The organism is Vibrio sp. QJM3NY_21, assembly GCF_057785975.1.
On the sequence record NZ_CM173513.1, the window covers coordinates 2,396,911 to 2,417,953 of the forward strand.

Here is a 21,043-nt window from a genome sequence, read left to right on the forward strand (position 1 = left end):
TTCAATAGGTTAAAGCAAAGCGCCAATGCACAGAATGCTTAAACTAAGTACAACAAATGATGTTATACAAAGCTTAAGTACATGGAAAGGTTTCGGGTGAGGCTAAAAGACGAGTATAAGGCGTTAACCTTCAACAACTTTCATTAACAGTTGGCCATCATATAAGGCTTGTTTAACAAGCGCAGCACCAGGCATGGTTGCTTGTTTATAGAATCGAGATTCCACCAGCTCTAAATCTTGATGGTAAACCGATAAACTCTGCTCTTCGATACACTTTTGAATCGCAGGGTACAACACGCTTTTAGCCTGATTGATAACACCACCCACCAAGATTTTCTCAGGGTTGAAAAGGTTAATCACAATCGCTATCGCGGCACCTAAGTAACGACCTAGCTGTTCAATAACTTCAACAGCCAATGGATCGCCATCAGCAGCGGCAGCACAGACCTGTTCAATAGTGACATCTTCAAACACAGTTAAGGACGATGCTTCACCATTAGCCAGTCGCTCTTTTACTTGATCACGGATCGCCTGAGAACTCGCGACTGTTTCTAAGCAGCCTCGGTTACCACAATGACAAAGTTTGCCCTGCTTATCGATCTGGATATGCCCAAGTTCACCGATATTACCGTGGCGACCTTGCAACACTCGGCCGTCGAGTATGATCCCGGCGCCGACACCATGGTGAATCGAGATAAGAACTGAATTATCGTTGTCTTGTGAGTGACCAAACAGCTTCTCTGCTAATGCCCAAGCTCGGGTATCATTGGCAATAAAGACAGGCAGACCTGTTTCTTTGTAAATCTCAGGACCCAACGCTAAATTTTTAACGTTGTAGTGCGGCATCTGCAACACAATACCTTGCTCAGAATTCACAAGACCCGGTAGCGTAACCGCAATGCTTGTTACCCTATCGAGTTGCTCAGCATAGGTTTGGAAAAATTCATCAATTTCATGTAGAAGACGCGCAAGCACATCATCTTGGTCACGTTCATGAATATCAATCTTGGTATCGATAAGCACGTCGCCGCCCAATTCATGAAGCGCGATCGTCAAGTATCCGCGACCAAGACGCATCGACAGAAACTGCCAACCTTCGTTATTGGTTTGCAGACCGACAGCAGGACGCCCACGAGTCGTGGCTTCTTGAACCGTCGTTTCGTGAATAAGGTGAGCTTCAATGAGTTCACGGGTAATTTTAGTAATACTCGCCGGAGCCAACTCACTTTGCTTGGACAGATCGATACGAGAAATAGGACCTTTAAGGTCAATTAGTTTATATACACGACCAGCATTGACCTGTTTGATATGATCAATATGGCCCGGTTGAGCCATGTACATTTTACGCTCCAGAAATCATCAACGAGTTAATTTTTTTACTTTGCGAAGTAATTGTGAAGTCACTTGGTATATCGCCGTGACCAGTATCACGTATATACATGAATCTTTGTGTATCGAGTCAAATAGTTCGAGGAAAATTAACACCAAAATCGATAAATTGAGACTTAATTTTCAGAATAAAACATCGTTATTGAGCTCTGAATTCAATAATTAGAGACAAATAATGAAATATCTCCCTAGCTCCCAATAAATAATCAATTAATGCATATACTTAATTCAGTCTTTTAAAAGATTACTTGGCCTCACTCTAGGAGTATTCATGACAGCCGAATTAAGAAAAACGAAAATCGTCACAACGCTAGGCCCTTCTACTGATAAAGGTAACGTGCTTGAAGAGATCATCAGAGCCGGTGCCAATGTCGTCCGTATGAACTTCTCTCACGGCACCAGCGACGACCATATACAACGCGCAGAAAACGTCAGAGCAATTGCAAAAAGACTTGGCACTCAAATCGCTATTCTCGGTGACTTACAAGGCCCCAAGATTCGAGTATCGACATTCAAAGATGGTAAAATCCAACTTGCTGTGGGTGACAAATTCACTCTCGACAGTAGCCTAGGTTTAGGTGCAGGCAACCAACAAGCGGTCGGTCTTGATTATAAAGAATTACCTAACGACGTTTCAGCTAACGACATCCTGTTACTCGACGATGGTCGTGTTCAGCTGAAAGTGACCGAAGTCGAAGGCTGTCGCGTTCATACAGAAGTGATCATTGGCGGCCCACTGTCAAATAACAAAGGCATAAATAAAAAAGGCGGTGGCCTTTCCGCAGAAGCGCTGACAGAAAAAGATAAGCGCGACATCGTCACCGCAGCCCAAATCAAAGTGGATTACCTCGCAGTGTCTTTCCCACGCAACGGCGCAGACATGCACTACGCTCGTCAGCTTGCACGAGAAGCGGGCTTAGAAGCTCACCTTGTAGCAAAAGTAGAGCGAGCAGAGACGGTAGCCACTGTTGAGAACATGGATGACATCATAATGGCCTCAGATGTGGTCATGGTGGCTCGTGGTGACCTCGGAGTAGAGATTGGCGACCCTGAATTGGTCGGAGTACAAAAACAGCTTATACGCCGTGCTAGAGCGCTTAACAGAACCGTCATCACCGCAACTCAGATGATGGAATCAATGATCTCAGCACCAATGCCAACCCGTGCCGAAGTGATGGACGTTGCCAATGCGGTACTTGATGGAACAGATGCGGTCATGCTTTCAGGTGAAACCGCTGCCGGTGATTACCCGGTTGAAACCGTAAAATCGATGGCAGAAGTCTGTATTGGCGCAGAGAAAATGGCGGGCATTAATAACCAATCTAATTACCGTATTGACCGTACTTTTGTCACCGCCGAAGAAACTGTCTCAATGGCAACCATCTACTCTGCAAACCATATGGAAGGCATTAAGGGCGTAGTCACGCTCACCGAGTCAGGCCGTACTGCACTGATGATGTCTCGTCTAAGTGCTGATATGCCTATCTACGCGCTGTCTCGTAACGAAGGAACACTTAATCGCTGCACCTTATACCGCGGTGTGACACCTATCTACTTCGAGACAGAAGCCGAAGATAGCTTTGACATTGCCCTATCTACGCTCACTTGCCTAAAAGAGAAAGAGCATCTTAAGTTTGGCGATCTCGTGATCGTCACTCAAGGCGACATTATGGACGTGGCAGGATCAACCAACTGCATGAGAATCTTGCCTGTCACTTAATCAGTTAGTGTTTGATTAGGTCAGTTCGTTGATCAGCGACCCAGCCAAGATCAAAAAAGGGTTATTGAACTAAGTTCAGTAACCCTTTTTCATATCAGAACACGACTCACTAACGATCGGGTTAAAACAGCATGATGAGCTAACAGTATGTTAACTTATCAACTTCAAGCATTACTTCTCAGCAGCAATGGTTGCCAACTGTGGCATGTGTGAACTGCGGGCATTTTCCGTAGAGGTATAAGTTTCTACAAATCGGTAACCCGCTTCTAAACCCATGTCGTAATCGTGCAGTAAATCTTCTTTATTACTCATTAATGAACTTGATTTCAGCGGCTTACTTGGGGCAATTTGCACGACAAACGCATCGTCTGGTGGGGAGTTCAAAAAATCCTGAGTCAATGAGTAAGTTTGGTAATGTACCATTAGCATATCAGCCAAACCGGAATCAAACTTATCACCAATTAAATGACTTAATCTATAGATGTCATCCGCCCCAAATAGCCATCGACCACCATTAAGTAAATCCAAATGTGATCTGTCGCGCTTCTGTTCTTTTGAACTGAGGATTTGTTGTTGAAAGAACGAGCTCCAATCGGTTTTCCACTGTTCCACTTTTTGCTGCCAATGACCTTGAACACTGTCAAAAGATTCCCGGAACCATTCCAGCTCTTCAGCTGATATTGGTTTGGGTGTTTTTAATCCCGTACTGTTAACTTGAACTCGAACCTCTTCCTCTAAAGGTGGCTCAGTTCTGATCACTACAATGGAACGGGCTTGTCTACGCCACGCTTCTTGAACCGGGATACAAGCGGATACACCACCATCAACATAAGCGTTATCGCCAATGAATATTTCATCGCTATACAAACGTGGAATGGCGCAAGTGGCAATCATCACCTTGTACCAGTCTTCACCAAGCAAAGGGAAATAATGATCTCGAAGATCTTTCGAAGCGGTGACCGCTGCAAAAAAATGTCTGTCACCCAGCGTTTGCCTGCCGAGGTCAAGATCAAGCTTATAAGGGTACGCCATGATTTGTTCTAACGCCCATTCTAATCCTAGGTTCTTTCTGTGTCGTATATAAGAAAAGAGATTAAAGAACTCTGGTGAAGTCGTGAGGTCGAGAACGAAAGAGCGGCCAAGGCCTTTATCGCGGCACAGATAAGCGCATAAGTTGAGAGCGCCCGCTGAGGTACCAAAAAATTCATCGAAGGGGTCAAAATTAGAAAGAAGAAAGGCATCCAGCACTCCAGAAGTAAAAATACTTCTCTGTCCGCCACCTTGAGCGACCAGTGCTGTTTTCCCAGCAATAAACTTAGCGTAGTAATCCAAGTCTATTGCTGCATCAATATTGGTTATAATCCCACTATTCATGATTCCCTGAGTATAAAAACTCAGCCTCGCAATAGATGGTATTAGCTACCAATCGCAATAAAACCAAATGAAAGAATGATGGTATAGATGATCACTGTTATTTGTAGAGCATTTTTCAGATTATGGTCCATAGACACCTCTGGCTTATTATTAATTTGTCGAGTCTCTATATAAGTTCTATCAGGTGTGTGAAGTATCTTCAAGAATCGTCGAAATTAGTCGCACAATATTGATGTAACCATCACAATTAGTAAGTGTATGGATAAGGATATACTCATGAATAACAAAGCAAATATGATTGCGCTTGTTGCGCTCATTTCCGCTTCAAACTTGTATGCCGCACCGGAAATTATTATCACTCCGATGATTGGTTATACAGGTGGTGGTAGCGTCGAAGACCAGGATGGTAATACTTATGATATGAAAGGTTCGGAAAACTATACCTTTGCGATTGAAACGCCACTTGAAAAAGGACGCATCGGATTTTTCTATTCTAATCAAAGCTCTGAATTAGAAACGCTCAACCTAAGCTCTTCCATCCAATACCTTCACTTTCAAAGCAGCATCTACTACCCTGCTTCCTCTGTGTTGTCTGGCTATCTAGGGCTCGGTCTTGGGGCTTCTTACGTTGATGTAGACTGGGCAAAGGATAAATATGGATTCTCAACTTCTATCTTTGGTGGTTTAGAGTACAAATTTAGTGACCGCTTAGCGTTAAATACACAAGTACGTTGGCTAGGTACTGTGGTCGACAACGACACCTCCGGTGTTTGTAACGTACCGAGCAATGGCCAAGACTGCATCATCCGCTTTGATACTGACTGGATGAACCAATTCCAAGCCAATGTTGGATTGAGTTTTACCTTCTAGGTTGAGTCCCCATATTGGATCAATAAGTATTTAGATTAGAAGTATTCTAACGAAATGAAAAAACCAGCTTGATGCTGGCTTTTTCATTATAAAAACGGTTTTCAGTTCAACTTAGAACTTGTAGGTCACACCTAGTGCGCCGCCTACTTGTAACTCAACACCTTTGTACATGTCGAGCTCTGGGTGAACTTGTGCGTAAGCATTCCAACCTTCGTAGAAATTCACTTTCACGCCTAGCGGCAAACGCAAACCAAAGTCATCATTCCATTCAGCCCAAGCACCAGCACCTACATACCAGCTCAACGGAGCTTCAGTTGCAAACTGACCACGCTTAAAAATATAGTCAAATGCAGCGCCGTCATTGCCAATCGTAGCACGGTATTTCTGATCAAATTCCACAACGACACTCAGGTCTTGGTCGATGGCGAGTCCAACTTCCAAAGCTGGGGCTTCAGAAGCGTGAGCAAACGAGGCTCCGCTGCAGCACATAAGGCCGATCAAGTAACGATGTTTCATAATATTCTCAGACTGTGTTTAAAAAAGGGAGTTTACTAGAATCTCAGCGAAAGGTGTCATCGCTAGGTAAAAGATAAAAGACACGAAAAATTTGGGAACGACCATCAATTGATCGAGTTGAGCGGTAACTCTCTGAGTTGATGGGGATTAAACGCAGAAAGGTCTTTCATAGAGCAGAAAAAAAAAAGGAGGCCTCTCGGCCTCCTTTCAATTTATTGAATCAGTGAATTAACCGTTGTTACGGATCCACTCATCCATGTCTGTCTTAAGATTGTCAGACTTAGTACCGAAGATAGCTTGTACGCCACCAGCAACTACAACAACACCTGCAGCACCTAGTTTCTTCAGTTTGTCTTGGTCAACAGCTTCTGTATCAGCTACTGCAACACGTAGACGAGTAATACAAGCATCAAGACCAGTGATGTTCGCTTTGCCACCGAATGCAGCAACTAACTCACCAGCAAGCTCAGTACCAGTTGCAACGATGTCGTCTTCTGACTCGTCTTCGCGACCTGGAGTTTTAAGGTCAAGTGCTTTAATCACAGTGCGGAATACAATGTAGTAAATTGCAGCGTAACCAATACCACATACAACCATTAGGCCCATCTTAGACGCGTTGCCAGATAGAACTAGGAAGTCGATTAGACCGTGTGAGAAAGATGTACCGTGTACAAAACCTAGAGTGTTCGCAAGAACGTATGCAGAACCAGCTAGTAGAGCGTGGATTGCGTACAGTACTGGAGCAACGAATAGGAATGAGAATTCGATTGGTTCAGTGATACCCGTTAGGAATGAAGTCAACGCAGCAGAAGCCATGATACCCATTACTTTAGCGCGGTTTTCAGGCTTAGCTGAGTGTGCAATTGCGATTGCAGCAGCAGGTAGACCGAACATCTTGAACATGTAACCACCAGCTAGCTGACCGAAGCCATTGCCCGCTGCACGAGATGCGTCATCAGCAACTAGGTAACAAGTAAGAACACCGTTTTGAGTTTCGCCAGCAGCGTTTACACAAGTACCAGCTTCAAAGAAGAAAGGTACGTTCCAAACGTGGTGAAGACCAAATGGAATTAGAGAACGCTCAACGATACCGTAGATACCAAACGCCACTTGTGGGTTTTGGTGAGCAGCCCAATCAGAGAACGCAGAGATAGCGCCGCCAACTGGTGGCCATACTACAGATAGTAGGATTGCTAGACCAATCGCAGAGAAACCTGTGATGATTGGCACGGCACGCTTACCAGCGAAGAAGCCTAGGTACTCTGGTAGTTGAATACGGAAGAAACGGTTGAATGCCCAAGCAGCAACACCACCGACTAGGATACCACCTAGTACACCAGTATCGATTTTATCAACGCCCATTACACCAGCCATTACGCCAAGTGTAGCAGTCATGATGCCGTAACCAACGATAGCAGCTAGACCAGCTACACCGTCGTTATTAGTAAAGCCAAGTGCTACACCTACTGCAAACAGTAGTGCCATTTGACCGAATACTGAACCACCCGCTTGTTCCATTAAGTTTGAAACAATTTCTGGAATGAAAGGAAGGTCTGCTGCACCGACACCTAGCAAAATACCCGCAACTGGTAAAACTGATACTGGTAGCATCAGAGACTTACCAACTTTCTGCAGGTTAGCAAAAAGGTTCTTAAACATGTTTATGCTCCTGATAAAGATAAAATAATTATATGGGTTCTAACGGCACACCCCCGTAGCCTATATGTTAGCACCCAGTGAAAATGTAACCATGTATTGCATTATATTTTCTGCCGCTAAATATATATTGATGCGGAACTAACTTTCTAGTCACTTACGAAATTTAGTTTCAAAACACGTCTTGGATCACATGTCAAATCTAGAAATGCAATGCTTTACAAGCAATTAAAGCATTGAAATATAAATGTATTTTTTGATGGGTGTATTATTTTACTGGGTAAATAAAATAGGAGCTAATGTTATTTTTAGTAACAAAATTACAAATGATGTAAATAGTGCTCTCAAGTTCAACATAATTAGTAAACATTAAAAAAAAACGTACTTTTGGTGATCAAAAACACAAAAAGGGAGCTTTCGCTCCCTTTTATTTGTTTAGTTAGTTTTTTATCGCAAAAAAAGTTTTCGGTAATTTTTGGTTGTTTGTTCAGCAACCTCTTTCATTGACAGCCCTTTCAACTGCGCGATATAAGCCGCCACTTCGACCACATATGCAGGCTGATTCTGTTTACCTCGATATGGAATCGGAGCCAAGTATGGCGAATCCGTCTCGATCAGCAACCTATCTAGCGGTAAGTTTTTCACAACGTCTTTAAGTTCTGTGGCTTGTTTAAAGGTCACAATACCTGAGATCGAAATATAAAAACCTAATTCCATTGCCGCTTCAGCGAATGCTTGATCTTCAGTAAAGCAATGAATCACACCACCGCACTTCTCTGCTCCACCATCGCGTAAAATAGCTAACGTATCTTCACGCGCGTTACGCGTGTGGATGATCAAAGGTTTATTAAGCTCAACAGCCAACTCAACGTGCTGCTTGAATCTAAGCTGTTGCAGTTCTGCCGTGTCTGGCTGGTAGTGATAATCTAAGCCTGTCTCACCTATCGCCACAACCTTTGGATTGCTCGCATACTCACGTATTCTTTCCAGACAGAAATCGCTCTCTACATCGAGAGGGTGAACGCCACAAGAAGCTTTAACATTATCAAACGGCGAGATCATCTCAAGCATGTTTTCAAACGAGTCTAATGTCACACCGACAGAAAGCAGTTGGTCTACGTTTGCTGCCTTCGCCTTATTAACCACGTCTTCTACACTGGTGTGTAAATCTTGGTAATCCAGTTTGTCTAAATGACAGTGGGAATCTACGAACATGTTTCCTCGCAAGTGGCAATCAGCCAGTTCATTATGAGTAGCTCCGTATTGAGCCCGGGGTGTTGCTTTAACTGCTCAATCAATATCAACAGTTTATTCGATGCTGCGTAAGCACTTTGATAAGACATTACCTCAACCAAAGCTTTCGCACTCGGAGTCATCGCCTGATTCGCCAAACCAAAATGCAGCTTTTGCACGTCAGACAGTAAGTGCCATAGCCAGCCTAGTTGAACCAAAGGGTCTTTACTAAGCTCTGTGGAAAACTTCAGCATGTCAGGTTGAGTGCCTTTGATTACATTGACAAAACCATCGAGCACTTTTGTTGAGGCTTCAACACCGCCTTGCTCATACATGGCTTTCGCTTTCAAAGGCGCGTTGTCATTGAGCGCTAGAATATACTGCGGAACCGCTTTACCTACTTCCCCATCTAGCCAAGCCGATCCAGAATCCAACTGCGGGCTAACCACATTGAATTGCTGACAGCGGCTAATAATAGTCGGCATTAAGCGATTACTGTTACGAGTAGAAAGAATGAAGATGCACTTACTTGATGGCTCTTCTAGAGTTTTCAGCAATGCATTGGAAGCCGATTCGTTCATCGCCTCTGCAGGGTTAAGCAAGATAACGCGCAAACCACCTAACTGAGACGATTGTTGAGCCCAGCGGTTACTCGCACGTACTTGGTCAACGGTAATCGATTTACCTTCTTTCTCAGGTTCAATCACATGGAAATCCGGATGACTCCCCGACTTCATCAATTCACAACTGTGGCAAAATCCACACGACTCGCTTTCGTAATTAGTACACATCAATGCATCGGTAAGTTGGCTAATCAGCGCATCAACGCCAAGCCCTTCCGGTGCATTAACAATCACAGAGTTAGGAAAACGCTCTGCATCGAGACTTTTTTTCCACTCACTCCATACCGGTGTGAGCCAAGAATACACTTCAGCCATGACTACCTACTGTTTATTGAGCCAAGCACTGAGCGCGACTTTAATATCAGCAGCCACTTGCTCAATCTCTTGCTGTGCATTAACCACAAGAACCGTTTCGTCTTGTGCTGCAATCTCAAGGTAACGTTCACGCGTACGATCGAAGAATGAGATATCCATCTTTTCGATTCTATCGAGCTCACCACGGCCTCTAGCACGTTCAAGCCCTACTCTAGGGTCCAAATCCAAGTATAGGGTTAGATCTGGCTTAAAACCGCCTAGCGTGGTTTCTTTCAGTGATTCCATCGTAGTGCGTGCGATCTGACGACCACCACCTTGATAAGCTTGAGATGACATATCATGACGATCACCCAACACCCATTGACCGCTGTCGAGTGCAGGCTTGATGACGTTTTCTACTAATTGAACACGCGCCGCATACATCAGCAGCAATTCGGTCATGTCTTGAAGCTTCTCGCCTTCGTGTTCTTCTTTGACCAATGAGCGCATCTTCTCGGCAAGCACGGTACCACCGGGTTCACGAGTATTAACGATGTCCGCGACACCAGCGGCTTTCAATGTCTCAACGATGGCATTGATTGCTGTACTTTTGCCAGCACCTTCAAGGCCTTCAACCACGATAAATTTCGACTGATTCATAATTCTTTCTTTATTTGTTTTTTCTTAATTGCTTTAAGTAAGCTCGTACTGCACGGTTATGCTCAGTCAAACTCTTTGAAAATACGTGACCACCCGTTCCACTCGCAACAAAATACAGGTAGTTGCTCTTCTCTGGATTCAGAGCCGCGTTAATAGACGCTTTACCCGCCATTGCAATCGGCGTCGGTGGTAAACCACTCATTGTATAGGTGTTGTACGGCGTTGGTGTGCGTAGATCTTTCTTACGAATATTGCCTTTATAGCTATCGCCCATGCCGTAGATAACCGTTGGGTCAGTTTGCAGACGCATACGCTTGTTCAAGCGGTTAACGAACACAGAAGACACACGCTCACGCTCAGAAGCGACAGCAGTCTCTTTTTCGATGATAGACGCAAGAATCAGAGCTTCATAAGGCGATTTAAGAGGCAGTTTATCGGCTCTATCTTCCCACTCATCATTGACCACGTTCATTAGATCTCGGTGGGCGCGTTTCAACAGATCTAAATCCGTTGTGCCATAGGTGTAGTGATACGTTTCCGCTAAGAAAAGACCTTCAAGCTTTTCATTTTCAATACCCAATTTTTCAGCGATCTCTGTTTCAGTCACACCGTCCAACGTCTGTTGAATGAATTCGTTATCTTTTAGCTGAACAAGCCACTCATCAAAACGACTGCCTTCGACGAAAGTAATCGTGAATTGGTGCTCTTTTCCTTCGACCAGCACTTGTAGCGCTTGCTCAAGGGTTAAACCTGGCTCAAGCAGGAATGTACCCGCTTTTACGTCAACCAACTCAGGGTGTAGCTTACGAATCAGTTTCTCGTAAGGAGACGCTTCAAACAGGCCGTCATTAATCAGCTGAGCGAGAACGCGGTTAAAGCTGCTGCCTGAAGCAACAGTAACCACCTGTGGTTTTTCTAATTGAATAACTTGTTTCAGGTTATCTTGCGCTTGGTTGTAAACGTAAAACCCAGCAGCACCGGCTGCAATTAGGCACAAGATAATAAAAATAAATAACTTTTTGATCACGAGTTTAGTTGTCCTTGAAGGCTACGAGTAACGGTCCCAATCGTAAACTGGGTATCACTAATACGGGTAACGGGGGCAATCCCTAAAATAGAGTTGGTCATGAAAACCTCATCAGCTTGCATGAGTTGAGATAAGCAGTAGTCACTAATAGTAACGGAAAGTTCAGCTTGATTCAGCGCGGTTAACACTTGCTTACGCATAACCCCAGCGACGCCACTTTGTGTGAGTTGAGGAGTGTGAATCATCTGCCCTTTACGCCAAAACAAATTGGCCATGGTGGTTTCAATCACATTACCTGAGATATCAAGAACCACACCATCAACTTCGTCGGCCTGATCCATTTCATCTTTCATCAAGATTTGCTCAAGGCGATTATTGTGCTTATGACCGGCCAATAGTGGGCTCAAACCTAATGCTTGTTGGCAGATGCCAAGCTCAACACCAGAATCTTGCCACGCTGAATAATGACTTGGGTAATCAAATGTACTGATGGTTATCGTTGGCTTGGCGATATTCTTGGTACTGTAGCCACGACCGCCTGCCCCACGGCTAACGTGCAGCTTGATCCCTGCTTTTTCATTATGAGGCTTGTTTCTACCTTGAAGATTCGTTGAACCATCAAGGCTCTTTGTTCCATGAAGATCATTATCTTGGATATGTTGAAGCGCATTATCGAGCCAAAGGTTAACCACATCCCAATCAAGTGCGGAAATGCGTAACGCTCTAAGGCAATCATCGACACGACGCTGATGATCGTGAAAATGTTGAATCTGACCATCTCGGACAAGCATTGTCGTGAAACAGCCGTCTCCGTACTGAAACGAGCGATCCAAGATATCGATAGTTTGTCGGCTTTCTCCATCAACCCAGAACATGTTTTTCCCCATAAAAAGAAACGGCTCAATGCTAAAGCATCAAGCCGTTTAAAAACAAGTCTAATTGTGACTATCTACGAGTGTTTATGTCTTTAATAAGATGATTAAATCTTTTTGAAGATCAAACAGCCGTTTGTACCACCGAAACCGAATGAGTTACATGCAGCATATTCCATACCGCTAACTTTACGCGCAGTGTGGGGTACTAAGTCAATATCTAAGCCTTCTTCAGGATCATCCAAATTGATTGTTGGTGGAACAATTTGATCAATTAGAGACATCGCTGTGATGATCGCTTCAGCAGAACCTGCAGCACCTAGAAGGTGGCCTGTCATTGATTTCGTAGAAGAAACCAAGACTTGCTTGCTGCCTGCTTCGCCAAGAGCACGCTTGATGCCCTTAACTTCCGCTACGTCACCTGCAGGAGTCGAAGTACCGTGTGCATTAACATAACCGATTTGTTCACCAGTAATGCCAGCATCACGCATAGCCGCTTCCATTGCTAGTGCACCACCAGAGCCATCTTCACTTGGAGATGTCATGTGGTAAGCGTCACCCGACATACCGAAGCCAACTAGCTCACAGTAAATCTTAGCGCCACGAGCTTTAGCATGTTCATACTCTTCAAGAACCATCATGCCTGCACCGTCACCAAGAACGAAGCCGTCACGGCCTTTGTCCCATGGACGAGAAGCTTTTTGAGGCTCATCGTTACGAGTAGACAGTGCTTTAGCCGCACCAAAACCGCCCATACCTAGTGGTGTAGATGCTTTTTCAGCACCACCCGCTAGCATTGCGTCAGCATCGCCGTATGCAATCATACGAGCCGCGTGGCCAATGTTATGTAGGCCAGTCGTACATGCTGTAGAGATCGCGATGTTTGGACCGCGTAGGCCACGCATGATAGACATGTGACCCGCAATCATATTCACGATCGTCGACGGTACGAAGAACGGGCTGATTTTACGAGGGCCTTTTTCAGTTAGAGCCTTGTGACCGGCTTCGATCAAACCAAGACCACCAATACCAGAACCGATAGCAACGCCTACACGAGGAGCGTTTTCTTCAGTAATAGTTAGGGCTGAATCATCTAAAGCTTGAATACCTGCTGCGACGCCGTACTGGATGAACAAGTCCATCTTACGAGCATCTTTTTTAGTCATATACTCTTCGCAGTTAAAGTCTTTAACTAGACCTGCAAAACGAGTTGAGAAATTGGTTGCATCAAAATGATCGATATTAACGATACCACTTTGACCAGCTAGCAGGGCTTTCCAAGAAGATTCTACAGTGTTGCCTACCGGCGACAACATACCCATGCCAGTGACAACTACACGACGCTTGGACACGATATTACACTCCGGGGATTGAGGTGATTTAAGATGAGGATAGATGAGTTAGATAAAACACAGGCGGTCAAGGTGACCGCCTGGGAGAGATTATTACTGAGCGCTAGTTACGTAATCGATAGCAGCTTGAACAGTAGTAATTTTCTCAGCTTCGTCATCTGGGATTTCAGTGTCGAATTCTTCTTCTAGAGCCATTACTAGCTCAACTGTGTCTAGAGAATCTGCACCTAGGTCATCAACGAAAGAAGCTTCGTTTTTAACTTCAGCTTCGTCTACACCTAGCTGTTCAACAATGATTTTCTTTACGCGTTCTTCGAGGTTGCTCATTTTTTCTTTTCCTTTACAGAGTTCGCTTTATGCGATGTTTTCCGTAGTTTATTCAATCTATTGAAAGTTGCAAGGTCAACTTTTCTGGTCAAACCACAATTTTCACGATTTTAACCGAAATTACGTATGATCTTGACTTAAATCATGCACAAATGTTGCACATAATTTACACCATGTACATACCGCCATTGACGTGAAGTGTTTCACCTGTGATATAAGCTGCCGCAGGTGACGCCAAAAATACCACAGCTTCAGCGATTTCGCGAGGGTCACCTAGTCGACCTGCTGGTACATTCGCCAAAGTTGCTGCACGTTGGTCATCATTTAGCGCTTTAGTCATGTCTGTTTCGATGAAACCTGGCGCTACAGTGTTCACTGTAATACCACGAGACGCAACTTCGCGAGCCATTGATTTAGTGAAACCAATCACACCAGCTTTTGCTGCTGCGTAGTTAGCTTGACCAGCGTTACCCATAGTACCTACTACAGAACCAACGTTTACGATACGGCCTTGACGCTTCTTCATCATGCCACGCAATACAGCTTTAGACATGCGGAAGATAGGCGTTAGGTTAGTATCAATGATGTCATTCCATTCATCGTCTTTCATACGCATGAGAAGGTTATCACGAGTGATACCTGCGTTGTTAACCAGAATGTCAATCGCACCGAATTCATCGTTGATGGTTTTCAGTGTAGCAGCAATTGAGTCAACATCAGTGACATTAAGAGCAAGACCTTTACCGTTCTCACCAAGGTACTCGCTGATTGCAGCAGCGCCGCCTTCAGACGTAGCAGTACCGATAACTTTAGCACCACGCTCAACTAAAAGCTCAGCGATTGCACGACCGATGCCACGGCTTGCGCCTGTAACTAGTGCAACTTTGCCTTCTAAATTCATCATAACTTCTCTATTAATTGGTTATTTACTTAGCAGCGTCTAGTGATGCAGTGTCATTAACTGCAGCAGCTGTCATAGTTTTAACAATACGTTTTGTTAGACCAGTAAGAACCTTGCCTGGGCCTAATTCTAGTAGCTTTTCAACGCCTTGCTCATTCATCGCTTGTACACCTTCAGTCCAACGAACCGGGCTGTATAGCTGACGAACAAGTGCGCTTTTGATTTTTGCAGGGTCTGTTTCAGCAATAACATCGACGTTATTGATAACAGGCAGTGCCGGTGTGTTGAACTCTAGAGCTTCTAGAGCAACCGCTAGCTTGTCTGCTGCAGGCTTCATAAGGGCACAGTGAGACGGCACAGATACAGGTAAAGGAAGAGCACGTTTAGCGCCTGCTTCTTTACATAGTGCACCAGCGCGCTCTACTGCTGCTTTGTTACCCGCGATAACAACTTGGCCAGGTGAGTTGAAGTTAACTGGAGACACAACTTCGTCTTGTGCCGCTTCTTCACACGCTTTAGCAATCGCTTCATCATCTAGACCGATGATTGCGTACATTGCACCAACGCCCGCAGGAACCGCTTCTTGCATCAGTTGACCACGTAGCTCAACCAGCTTGATCGCTTCTTTAAAGTCGATAACACCCGCACACACTAGTGCTGAGTATTCGCCTAGGCTGTGGCCTGCAAGGTTTGCAGGTTGCTCTAGACCAAGCTCTTGCCATACACGCCAGATTGCAACAGACGCTGTTAGTAGAGCTGGTTGAGTACGGAAAGTTTCATTTAGATTTTCTACTGGACCATCTTGAACCAATGCCCATAGATCGTAACCAAGTGCTTCTGAAGCTTCAGCAAATGTCTTTTTAACAACATCATACTGTTCGCCTAGGTCAGCAAGCATACCGATAGCTTGAGAGCCTTGGCCTGGGAATACGATAGCAAATTTGCTCATTGTAATTTTCCTTAAGCAAAGCAAAAAATTGAATAAGGCACATAAGTTATGTGCCTTGTTTGTTGATTATCGCTTGGGGTTAGAATTTAACTAACGCAGAACCCCAAGTGAAGCCGCCGCCAAATGCTTCAAGTAGAAGCGTTTGACCACGTTTAATTCGCCCGTCGCGAACAGCCTCATCAAGGGCCGTTGGTACGGTAGCCGCCGACGTATTGCCGTGCTTATCAAGAGTAATCACTACTTGATCAAGCGACATTGTCAGCTTTTTCGCGGTTGCCGAGATAATACGGTAGTTAGCTTGGTGTGGAACTAACCAATCAAGCTCTGACTTATCCATATTGTTCGCCGCTAATGTGTCTTTAACTAGCTTAGAAAGCTGAGTTACCGCCACTTTAAATACTTCGTTGCCCGCCATGTGCAGCCATTTGTCTGCATCACCGCCACGCTCTGGAACTTCTAGGCTTAGAAGCTCACCGTATTTACCATCAGAGTAAATGTGAGTCGACAAAATACCTGGCTCTTCGCTTGCGCCTACAACTACCGCGCCTGCAGCATCACCAAATAAGATGATAGTGGAGCGGTCAGTCGGATCACAGGTTTTTGACAGTGCGTCCGCACCGATTACCAAAACGTTTTTACACATACCTGTCTTGATATGTTGATCAGCAACAGACAATCCATAGACAAAGCCAGAGCACGCCGCAGCTAAATCAAACGCAGGGCAGCCTTTGATACCAAGCTTACCTTGTACCTGACATGCCGAAGACGGGAATGTATGGCTACTGCTGGTTGTCGCAACGATGATTAAATCAATATCTTCTTTGTCGATACCTGCCATTTCAATGGCATTTTCAGCAGCGTAAAACGCCATATCTGCAACGGTTTCGTTTTCCGCTGAAATACGACGCTCTTTAATACCTGTTCTAGCAACGATCCACTCATCGCTAGTCTCTACCATTTTCTCTAAGTCTGCGTTAGTACGCACCTGAGATGGCAAGTAGCTGCCAGTACCTAAAATTTTGCTATACATGAAGACTAATAATGCCTCTCGAGTAAAACCGCTTCCAAACGATCGCTAATGCGGCTGGGGACTTGTCGTTTGACCTCGTGTACTGCTTCACCAATCGCGTTGACGACTGCAGACACATCAGCACTTCCATGACTTTTAATGACAATGCCGCGCAATCCTAACAAACTTGCGCCGTTATACTGGTCGGGGTTCAAGGTTTTTAATTCAGTAAATAGCTCAGAAAACAACATTCTGGCGATCCAACCCTTTATTGTTGAAGCCATCATGCGCGTTTTTAGCTTATCAATAAAGAGCTGAGCCGTACCTTCGCACGTTTTTAAGCAGACATTGCCCACAAAACCATCACATACGACGACATCAGCAGCATCTTGAAGTAATTGATTACCTTCAATATAGCCTATGAAGTTCACAGACTGAGTATTAGACAACATTTCCGCGCATCGTTTCACAAGGTCATTGCCTTTGATTTCTTCGGCACCGATATTCAAGATAGCGACACGTGGAGCGCGACCTAAATGTTGTTCCGCTAATGCACTGCCCATTACAGCAAACTGAAACAGTGAATCTGCGTCACTAGAAACGTTCGCTCCTAAATCAAGCATCCATGTACGGTTGCCAGAAGCAGTAGGCAAAGCTGAAACCAACGCAGGCCTATCAATACCGGGAAGGAGTTTGAGTCTGAAACGAGATAACGCCATCAGTGCACCAGTGTTACCACCACTCACACAAGCATCAGCCTGTGATTCGGCAACCAAATCGATAGCAGCACGCATAGAACTACCCTGACTATTACGTAAGGCTAGGGAAGGTTTTTCAGAATTGGAAATGACTCGATCACAATGCTGGATACTCAAACGAGAATCAGGCATTCGACCTAATGAAGATAATTGAGATGTGATCGCATTTCGATCACCTATGAGAATGACTTTTAGCTCTGGGAAATACGACAGTGCCTGCACGGCGGCAGGCACTGTTACACGAGGACCGAAGTCCCCGCCCATTGCATCAAGCGCAACGGTTAGATTTTGCAAAGGTCAACCTTACTTGTTGATAACCTTTTTGCCGCGGTAGAAACCTTCGGCAGTCACGTTGTGACGTAGGTGAGTTTCACCTGAAGTTGCGTCTACAGAAAGTGCAGCTGTAGTTAGCGCATCGTGTGAACGACGCATGCCACGCATTGAACGTGATTTCTTGCTCTTTTGTACGGCCATTGACCCTACTCCTATGTAAATTCTTAAAGATACTTATTAATAAGTTACTTCTTTAAGTTTTTTAAAACATCAAATGGATTCGGCTTTTTATCTTCCTCAATTTCTTCAGGAAGTTCACCAAACACCAAGTTATTTGAGTTAACGCTACATTTCGCATCGTCGTGCATTGCTATTTGTGGCAATCCAAGGATGAACTCGTCTTCAACTAATTGAATCAGGTCTAACTCACCGTACTCGTTCAGATCTACCAAATCGTACTCTTCCGGTGCTTCCTCTTCACTTTTCTCGCTGTAAACAGGAGTATAAGTAAATTGGACATCGCACTCATGTGCGAAAACCTCATTACAACGTTGACACTCTAAATCGACTTCGACGTTAGCTTTACCAGAGATAACGACTAATCGTTGTTCATCAAGCCCAAATGACATTGAGACTTGCGCGTCACGTTTTACGCCTTCAGTTGTTTCGGTTAAACGCTTTAAAAGACTGACTTGAATGATACCATCCATATCGAGTCGTTTTTGAGCCGTTCTTGCCGGATCAACTGTACGCGGTATTTTTTCCTTTTGCATAGGGCGCGAATCTTATCTTCCAAATCGTGTTTAGTCAAAGGAAATGGCAAAAAAAATGTACTTTCCTACCTTTCCTGTTCAGAGCATTATGAATAGCAGGATAAGTTACGTTATCCTGAACTAAATGCTTACACGAATTGTAAATTAAAATGAGAAATTACCAACTAGTTTTAGCTTCTACATCTCCATTTAGGCAAGAGATCCTCAAAAAACTACAGTTAGACTTTGTCACAGCGAAGCCTGACTGCAATGAAACACCACTTCCAGAAGAGACACCTCAACAGTTAGTGATGCGTCTTGCCGAGACAAAAGCCAAGTCTTGTACTGTCGAACAACCAAGCCTAGTGATTGGTTCCGATCAAGTGTGTGTCGTTGACGGGGAAATCATTGGTAAGCCACACACTCGTGAAAAAGCGATTGAGCAGCTATCTCGCCAAAGCGGTAAAAGCATCACTTTTTATACTGGGATAACCGTATGGAACAGTGAAACCAATAAAGCCGACACTCGCTTAGATACCTTCATCGTGCATTTCCGTGATTTAACACAACAGCAGATCATTTCTTATGTTGAGAAAGAACAGCCTTATTACTGCGCGGGCAGCTTTATGTGTGAAGGGTTAGGTATCGCGCTATTTAAACAGATGGAAGGTAAAGACCCGAATACCTTGATCGGTTTACCTCTGATCGATCTGGTTGATATGTTAGAAGCGCAAGGAATGAGCGTACTATAACGGAGACCCTCTCTTTGTTAGAGATTCCCTACTCCTTCCTTCGTCAGTCTAGGGAAGGACGAAGATAGCTACATTATCCAATCAGCTCATGATGTAGGACCTGACTTTAAAAAGTCGTCATCCTCAAGAGCGAGGAAAGAGCGAGTTGGGGAGCTTCTACAACAGATGAAAACAGAAAAGGTTGACGAATTTCGTCAACCTTTTTTGTTAGTAGATAGGCAAGGCTAGAAACAGCTAACCCTTTCGTATCTCGTATCTCGTATCTCGTATCTCGTATCTTCTTAAAGCTTACGTAGACCAGTGAGTGCTCTCTCTAGCCTTTTTTCCATTGGAGCAGAGATATCCATCTTCTCTTCTCTACCTGGGTGGGTAAACTTAATGTTGGCGGCATGTAAGAACAAACGATTCAATCCTACTTTACCCGTGTAAGCATCAAAACGACGATCACCGTAACGGTCATCCCAAGCAATTGGGTGGCCAGTGTACTGAGCGTGTACTCGAATTTGGTGCGTACGGCCAGTAATTGGGCTTGCCTGAACTAACGTCGCATCTTGGAATTTTTCCAAAACCTTAAAACGAGTTTCAGAAGCCTTACCATTCGGGTTAACGCGAACAATGCTGTTTACTTCATTTTTCAATAAAGGGGCATTAACCACTTTACAGCTGTTCTTCCATTCGCCCATCACTAAAGCGAAGTAGTATTTTTGAACCGTTTTTTCACGGAACTGTGCTTGAAGGTGTCTTAGCGCAGAGCGCTTCTTAGCAACAAGCAAAATGCCAGACGTATCTCTATCAATACGGTGCACTAATTCAAGAAAACGAGCATCAGGGCGAAGTGCACGCAATGCTTCAATCGCGCCAAACTTTAGCCCGCTACCACCATGAACCGCAGTTCCTGATGGTTTATTCAGAATCAGCATGTGATCATCTTCATAAATGATGCACTGTTCTAATTCAGAAACCTTATTGAGTTTCGTGCTTGGCACGTTCTCTTCTGTTTTCTCTTCAATAGTGACTGGCGGGATACGAACTAAATCACCTGCTTTTAGTTTGTATTCAGCCTTGATGCGTTTTTTGTTTACGCGGACTTCGCCTTTACGCACGATTCGGTAAATCATGCTTTTCGGGATGTTTTTTAATTGGTTGCGTAAGAAGTTATCAATACGCTGACCAGCCATATCTTCGTCAATGTCGACAAATTGGACTTGGGTTCTAATTTCGCTCATTGGGCCATTGTATCACTGTCACTTTTGATAATTGAGATTTTCTTAACCCTATTCTGAACTTATTTATCTATAATCCCTGCCGATCTATCCCTAAAAGGTCATTGAAGTTCTATATTTCTTTGATTCTTCGAACAAAAAAGCACCAAGCTTCCTGCAAATTAAAATATCAATTGATAAATTATTTATAGACAGTGAGTTAGAGCTATCAAAACCTAAACAAAAACTGTTTTTTTTACCGCATTACGACAAAGCAGATTGCTGTGTTTACCGACCACTGCTATAGTTCACAGCTGCTATCAATGGATTGACTAATATTTAAACAGCTAACCATTCATAAGCAAGTAAATGAGTAGATGACTCAGATTAGACAGTGCTGCAATCGGCGTAAGACACGGTCAACTGAGTTCCTTATCGCTCTACTCACGTACACTCATGTTGAGTATTCACCGCCACATCGCGGATCATAGGCTAACTCCCTATGATGACTGACGTGCCCCAGAGCATCCCTAC

At 44.3% G+C, this 21,043-nt stretch carries 22 protein-coding genes; 3 read left to right on the top strand and 19 right to left on the bottom strand.

Annotated features, from left to right (window positions below; translation table 11 throughout):
- Positions 1 to 123 precede the first annotated feature (123 nt).
- On the bottom strand, positions 124 to 1,341 hold the full coding sequence (gene mlc, locus AC3CID_RS10515; protein ID WP_488526520.1) for a sugar metabolism global transcriptional regulator Mlc: 1,218 nt from the start codon (positions 1,339 to 1,341) through the stop codon (positions 124 to 126).
- Between the two features lie 319 nt (positions 1,342 to 1,660).
- Here mlc and pyk point away from each other — a divergent pair, with 319 nt between their 5' ends.
- Positions 1,661 to 3,109, top strand: coding sequence for a pyruvate kinase (gene pyk, locus AC3CID_RS10520; protein WP_017088594.1), 1,449 nt, complete (start codon positions 1,661 to 1,663; stop codon positions 3,107 to 3,109).
- Positions 3,110 to 3,280: 171 nt separating this feature from the next.
- On the opposite strand, the gene AC3CID_RS10525 is transcribed toward pyk, so the two are convergent.
- Together AC3CID_RS10525 and cydH are read right to left on the bottom strand one after the other, a co-directional pair.
- Positions 3,281 to 4,483: a patatin-like phospholipase family protein gene (locus tag AC3CID_RS10525; protein ID WP_114633798.1), complete on the bottom strand. Its 1,203-nt coding sequence runs from the start codon at positions 4,481 to 4,483 to the stop codon at positions 3,281 to 3,283.
- A gap of 41 nt (positions 4,484 to 4,524) precedes the next feature.
- Entirely contained in the window at positions 4,525 to 4,614 is a 90-nt protein-coding gene (gene cydH / locus AC3CID_RS10530; RefSeq protein WP_102466665.1) for a cytochrome bd-I oxidase subunit CydH, read from the bottom strand.
- 145 nt (positions 4,615 to 4,759) lie between these two features.
- Here cydH and AC3CID_RS10535 point away from each other — a divergent pair, with 145 nt between their 5' ends.
- The gene (locus AC3CID_RS10535; protein ID WP_488526521.1) at positions 4,760 to 5,353 is read left to right on the top strand and encodes a porin family protein; all 594 of its coding nucleotides are present in this window, start codon (positions 4,760 to 4,762) and stop codon (positions 5,351 to 5,353) included.
- Positions 5,354 to 5,464: 111 nt separating this feature from the next.
- Here the strand turns inward: AC3CID_RS10535 and AC3CID_RS10540 are convergent, their stop codons facing one another.
- The 15 genes from AC3CID_RS10540 to yceD all read right to left on the bottom strand — a co-directional run bounded on the left by AC3CID_RS10540 (position 5,465) and on the right by yceD (position 18,576).
- On the bottom strand, positions 5,465 to 5,869 hold the full coding sequence (locus AC3CID_RS10540) for a hypothetical protein (RefSeq protein ID WP_488526522.1): 405 nt from the start codon (positions 5,867 to 5,869) through the stop codon (positions 5,465 to 5,467).
- Positions 5,870 to 6,097: 228 nt separating this feature from the next.
- Positions 6,098 to 7,528 (bottom strand): PTS glucose transporter subunit IIBC, encoded by a 1,431-nt coding sequence (gene ptsG, locus AC3CID_RS10545; RefSeq protein ID WP_004736562.1) that lies wholly within the window; start codon positions 7,526 to 7,528, stop codon positions 6,098 to 6,100.
- Between the two features lie 444 nt (positions 7,529 to 7,972).
- Positions 7,973 to 8,740 carry a TatD family hydrolase gene (locus AC3CID_RS10550; RefSeq protein ID WP_488526523.1) on the bottom strand — a complete coding sequence of 256 codons (768 nt, stop codon included), beginning with the start codon at positions 8,738 to 8,740 and terminating at the stop codon, positions 7,973 to 7,975.
- Entirely contained in the window at positions 8,731 to 9,696 is a 966-nt protein-coding gene (locus AC3CID_RS10555; RefSeq protein WP_488526524.1) for a DNA polymerase III subunit delta', read from the bottom strand. Before AC3CID_RS10555 ends, AC3CID_RS10550 begins: the two co-directional genes overlap by 10 nt.
- 6 nt (positions 9,697 to 9,702) lie before the next feature.
- Positions 9,703 to 10,335, bottom strand: coding sequence for a dTMP kinase (gene tmk, locus AC3CID_RS10560; RefSeq protein WP_488526525.1), 633 nt, complete (start codon positions 10,333 to 10,335; stop codon positions 9,703 to 9,705).
- Positions 10,336 to 10,345: 10 nt separating this feature from the next.
- Positions 10,346 to 11,362: an endolytic transglycosylase MltG gene (gene mltG / locus AC3CID_RS10565; RefSeq protein WP_488526526.1), complete on the bottom strand. Its 1,017-nt coding sequence runs from the start codon at positions 11,360 to 11,362 to the stop codon at positions 10,346 to 10,348.
- Positions 11,359 to 12,237 (bottom strand): aminodeoxychorismate lyase, encoded by an 879-nt coding sequence (gene pabC / locus AC3CID_RS10570; protein WP_488526527.1) that lies wholly within the window; start codon positions 12,235 to 12,237, stop codon positions 11,359 to 11,361. The genes mltG and pabC overlap by 4 nt, the downstream gene beginning before the upstream one ends.
- 104 nt (positions 12,238 to 12,341) lie before the next feature.
- Positions 12,342 to 13,586 (bottom strand): beta-ketoacyl-ACP synthase II, encoded by a 1,245-nt coding sequence (gene fabF, locus AC3CID_RS10575; RefSeq protein ID WP_004736554.1) that lies wholly within the window; start codon positions 13,584 to 13,586, stop codon positions 12,342 to 12,344.
- Between the two features lie 93 nt (positions 13,587 to 13,679).
- The gene (gene acpP, locus AC3CID_RS10580) at positions 13,680 to 13,913 is read right to left on the bottom strand and encodes an acyl carrier protein (RefSeq protein ID WP_012603569.1); all 234 of its coding nucleotides are present in this window, start codon (positions 13,911 to 13,913) and stop codon (positions 13,680 to 13,682) included.
- Between the two features lie 166 nt (positions 13,914 to 14,079).
- Entirely contained in the window at positions 14,080 to 14,814 is a 735-nt protein-coding gene (gene fabG / locus AC3CID_RS10585) for a 3-oxoacyl-ACP reductase FabG (protein WP_010437280.1), read from the bottom strand.
- Positions 14,815 to 14,839: 25 nt separating this feature from the next.
- Positions 14,840 to 15,763 carry an ACP S-malonyltransferase gene (gene fabD, locus AC3CID_RS10590; protein ID WP_017078125.1) on the bottom strand — a complete coding sequence of 308 codons (924 nt, stop codon included), beginning with the start codon at positions 15,761 to 15,763 and terminating at the stop codon, positions 14,840 to 14,842.
- 79 nt (positions 15,764 to 15,842) lie between these two features.
- Complete coding sequence (locus AC3CID_RS10595) at positions 15,843 to 16,793, bottom strand: beta-ketoacyl-ACP synthase III (RefSeq protein ID WP_086049072.1); 951 nt, start codon at positions 16,791 to 16,793, stop codon at positions 15,843 to 15,845.
- Positions 16,794 to 16,798: 5 nt separating this feature from the next.
- Positions 16,799 to 17,824 carry a phosphate acyltransferase PlsX gene (gene plsX / locus AC3CID_RS10600; protein ID WP_017062152.1) on the bottom strand — a complete coding sequence of 342 codons (1,026 nt, stop codon included), beginning with the start codon at positions 17,822 to 17,824 and terminating at the stop codon, positions 16,799 to 16,801.
- 9 nt (positions 17,825 to 17,833) lie between these two features.
- On the bottom strand, positions 17,834 to 18,004 hold the full coding sequence (gene rpmF, locus AC3CID_RS10605) for a 50S ribosomal protein L32 (protein ID WP_004737376.1): 171 nt from the start codon (positions 18,002 to 18,004) through the stop codon (positions 17,834 to 17,836).
- A 44-nt stretch (positions 18,005 to 18,048) separates the two neighbouring features.
- Positions 18,049 to 18,576: a 23S rRNA accumulation protein YceD gene (gene yceD, locus AC3CID_RS10610; protein ID WP_004733994.1), complete on the bottom strand. Its 528-nt coding sequence runs from the start codon at positions 18,574 to 18,576 to the stop codon at positions 18,049 to 18,051.
- Between the two features lie 149 nt (positions 18,577 to 18,725).
- Here yceD and AC3CID_RS10615 point away from each other — a divergent pair, with 149 nt between their 5' ends.
- On the top strand, positions 18,726 to 19,307 hold the full coding sequence (locus AC3CID_RS10615; protein WP_488526528.1) for a Maf family protein: 582 nt from the start codon (positions 18,726 to 18,728) through the stop codon (positions 19,305 to 19,307).
- A 281-nt stretch (positions 19,308 to 19,588) separates the two neighbouring features.
- Here the strand turns inward: AC3CID_RS10615 and rluC are convergent, their stop codons facing one another.
- Positions 19,589 to 20,533, bottom strand: coding sequence for a 23S rRNA pseudouridine(955/2504/2580) synthase RluC (gene rluC / locus AC3CID_RS10620; RefSeq protein WP_488526529.1), 945 nt, complete (start codon positions 20,531 to 20,533; stop codon positions 19,589 to 19,591).
- Positions 20,534 to 21,043 lie beyond the last annotated feature (510 nt).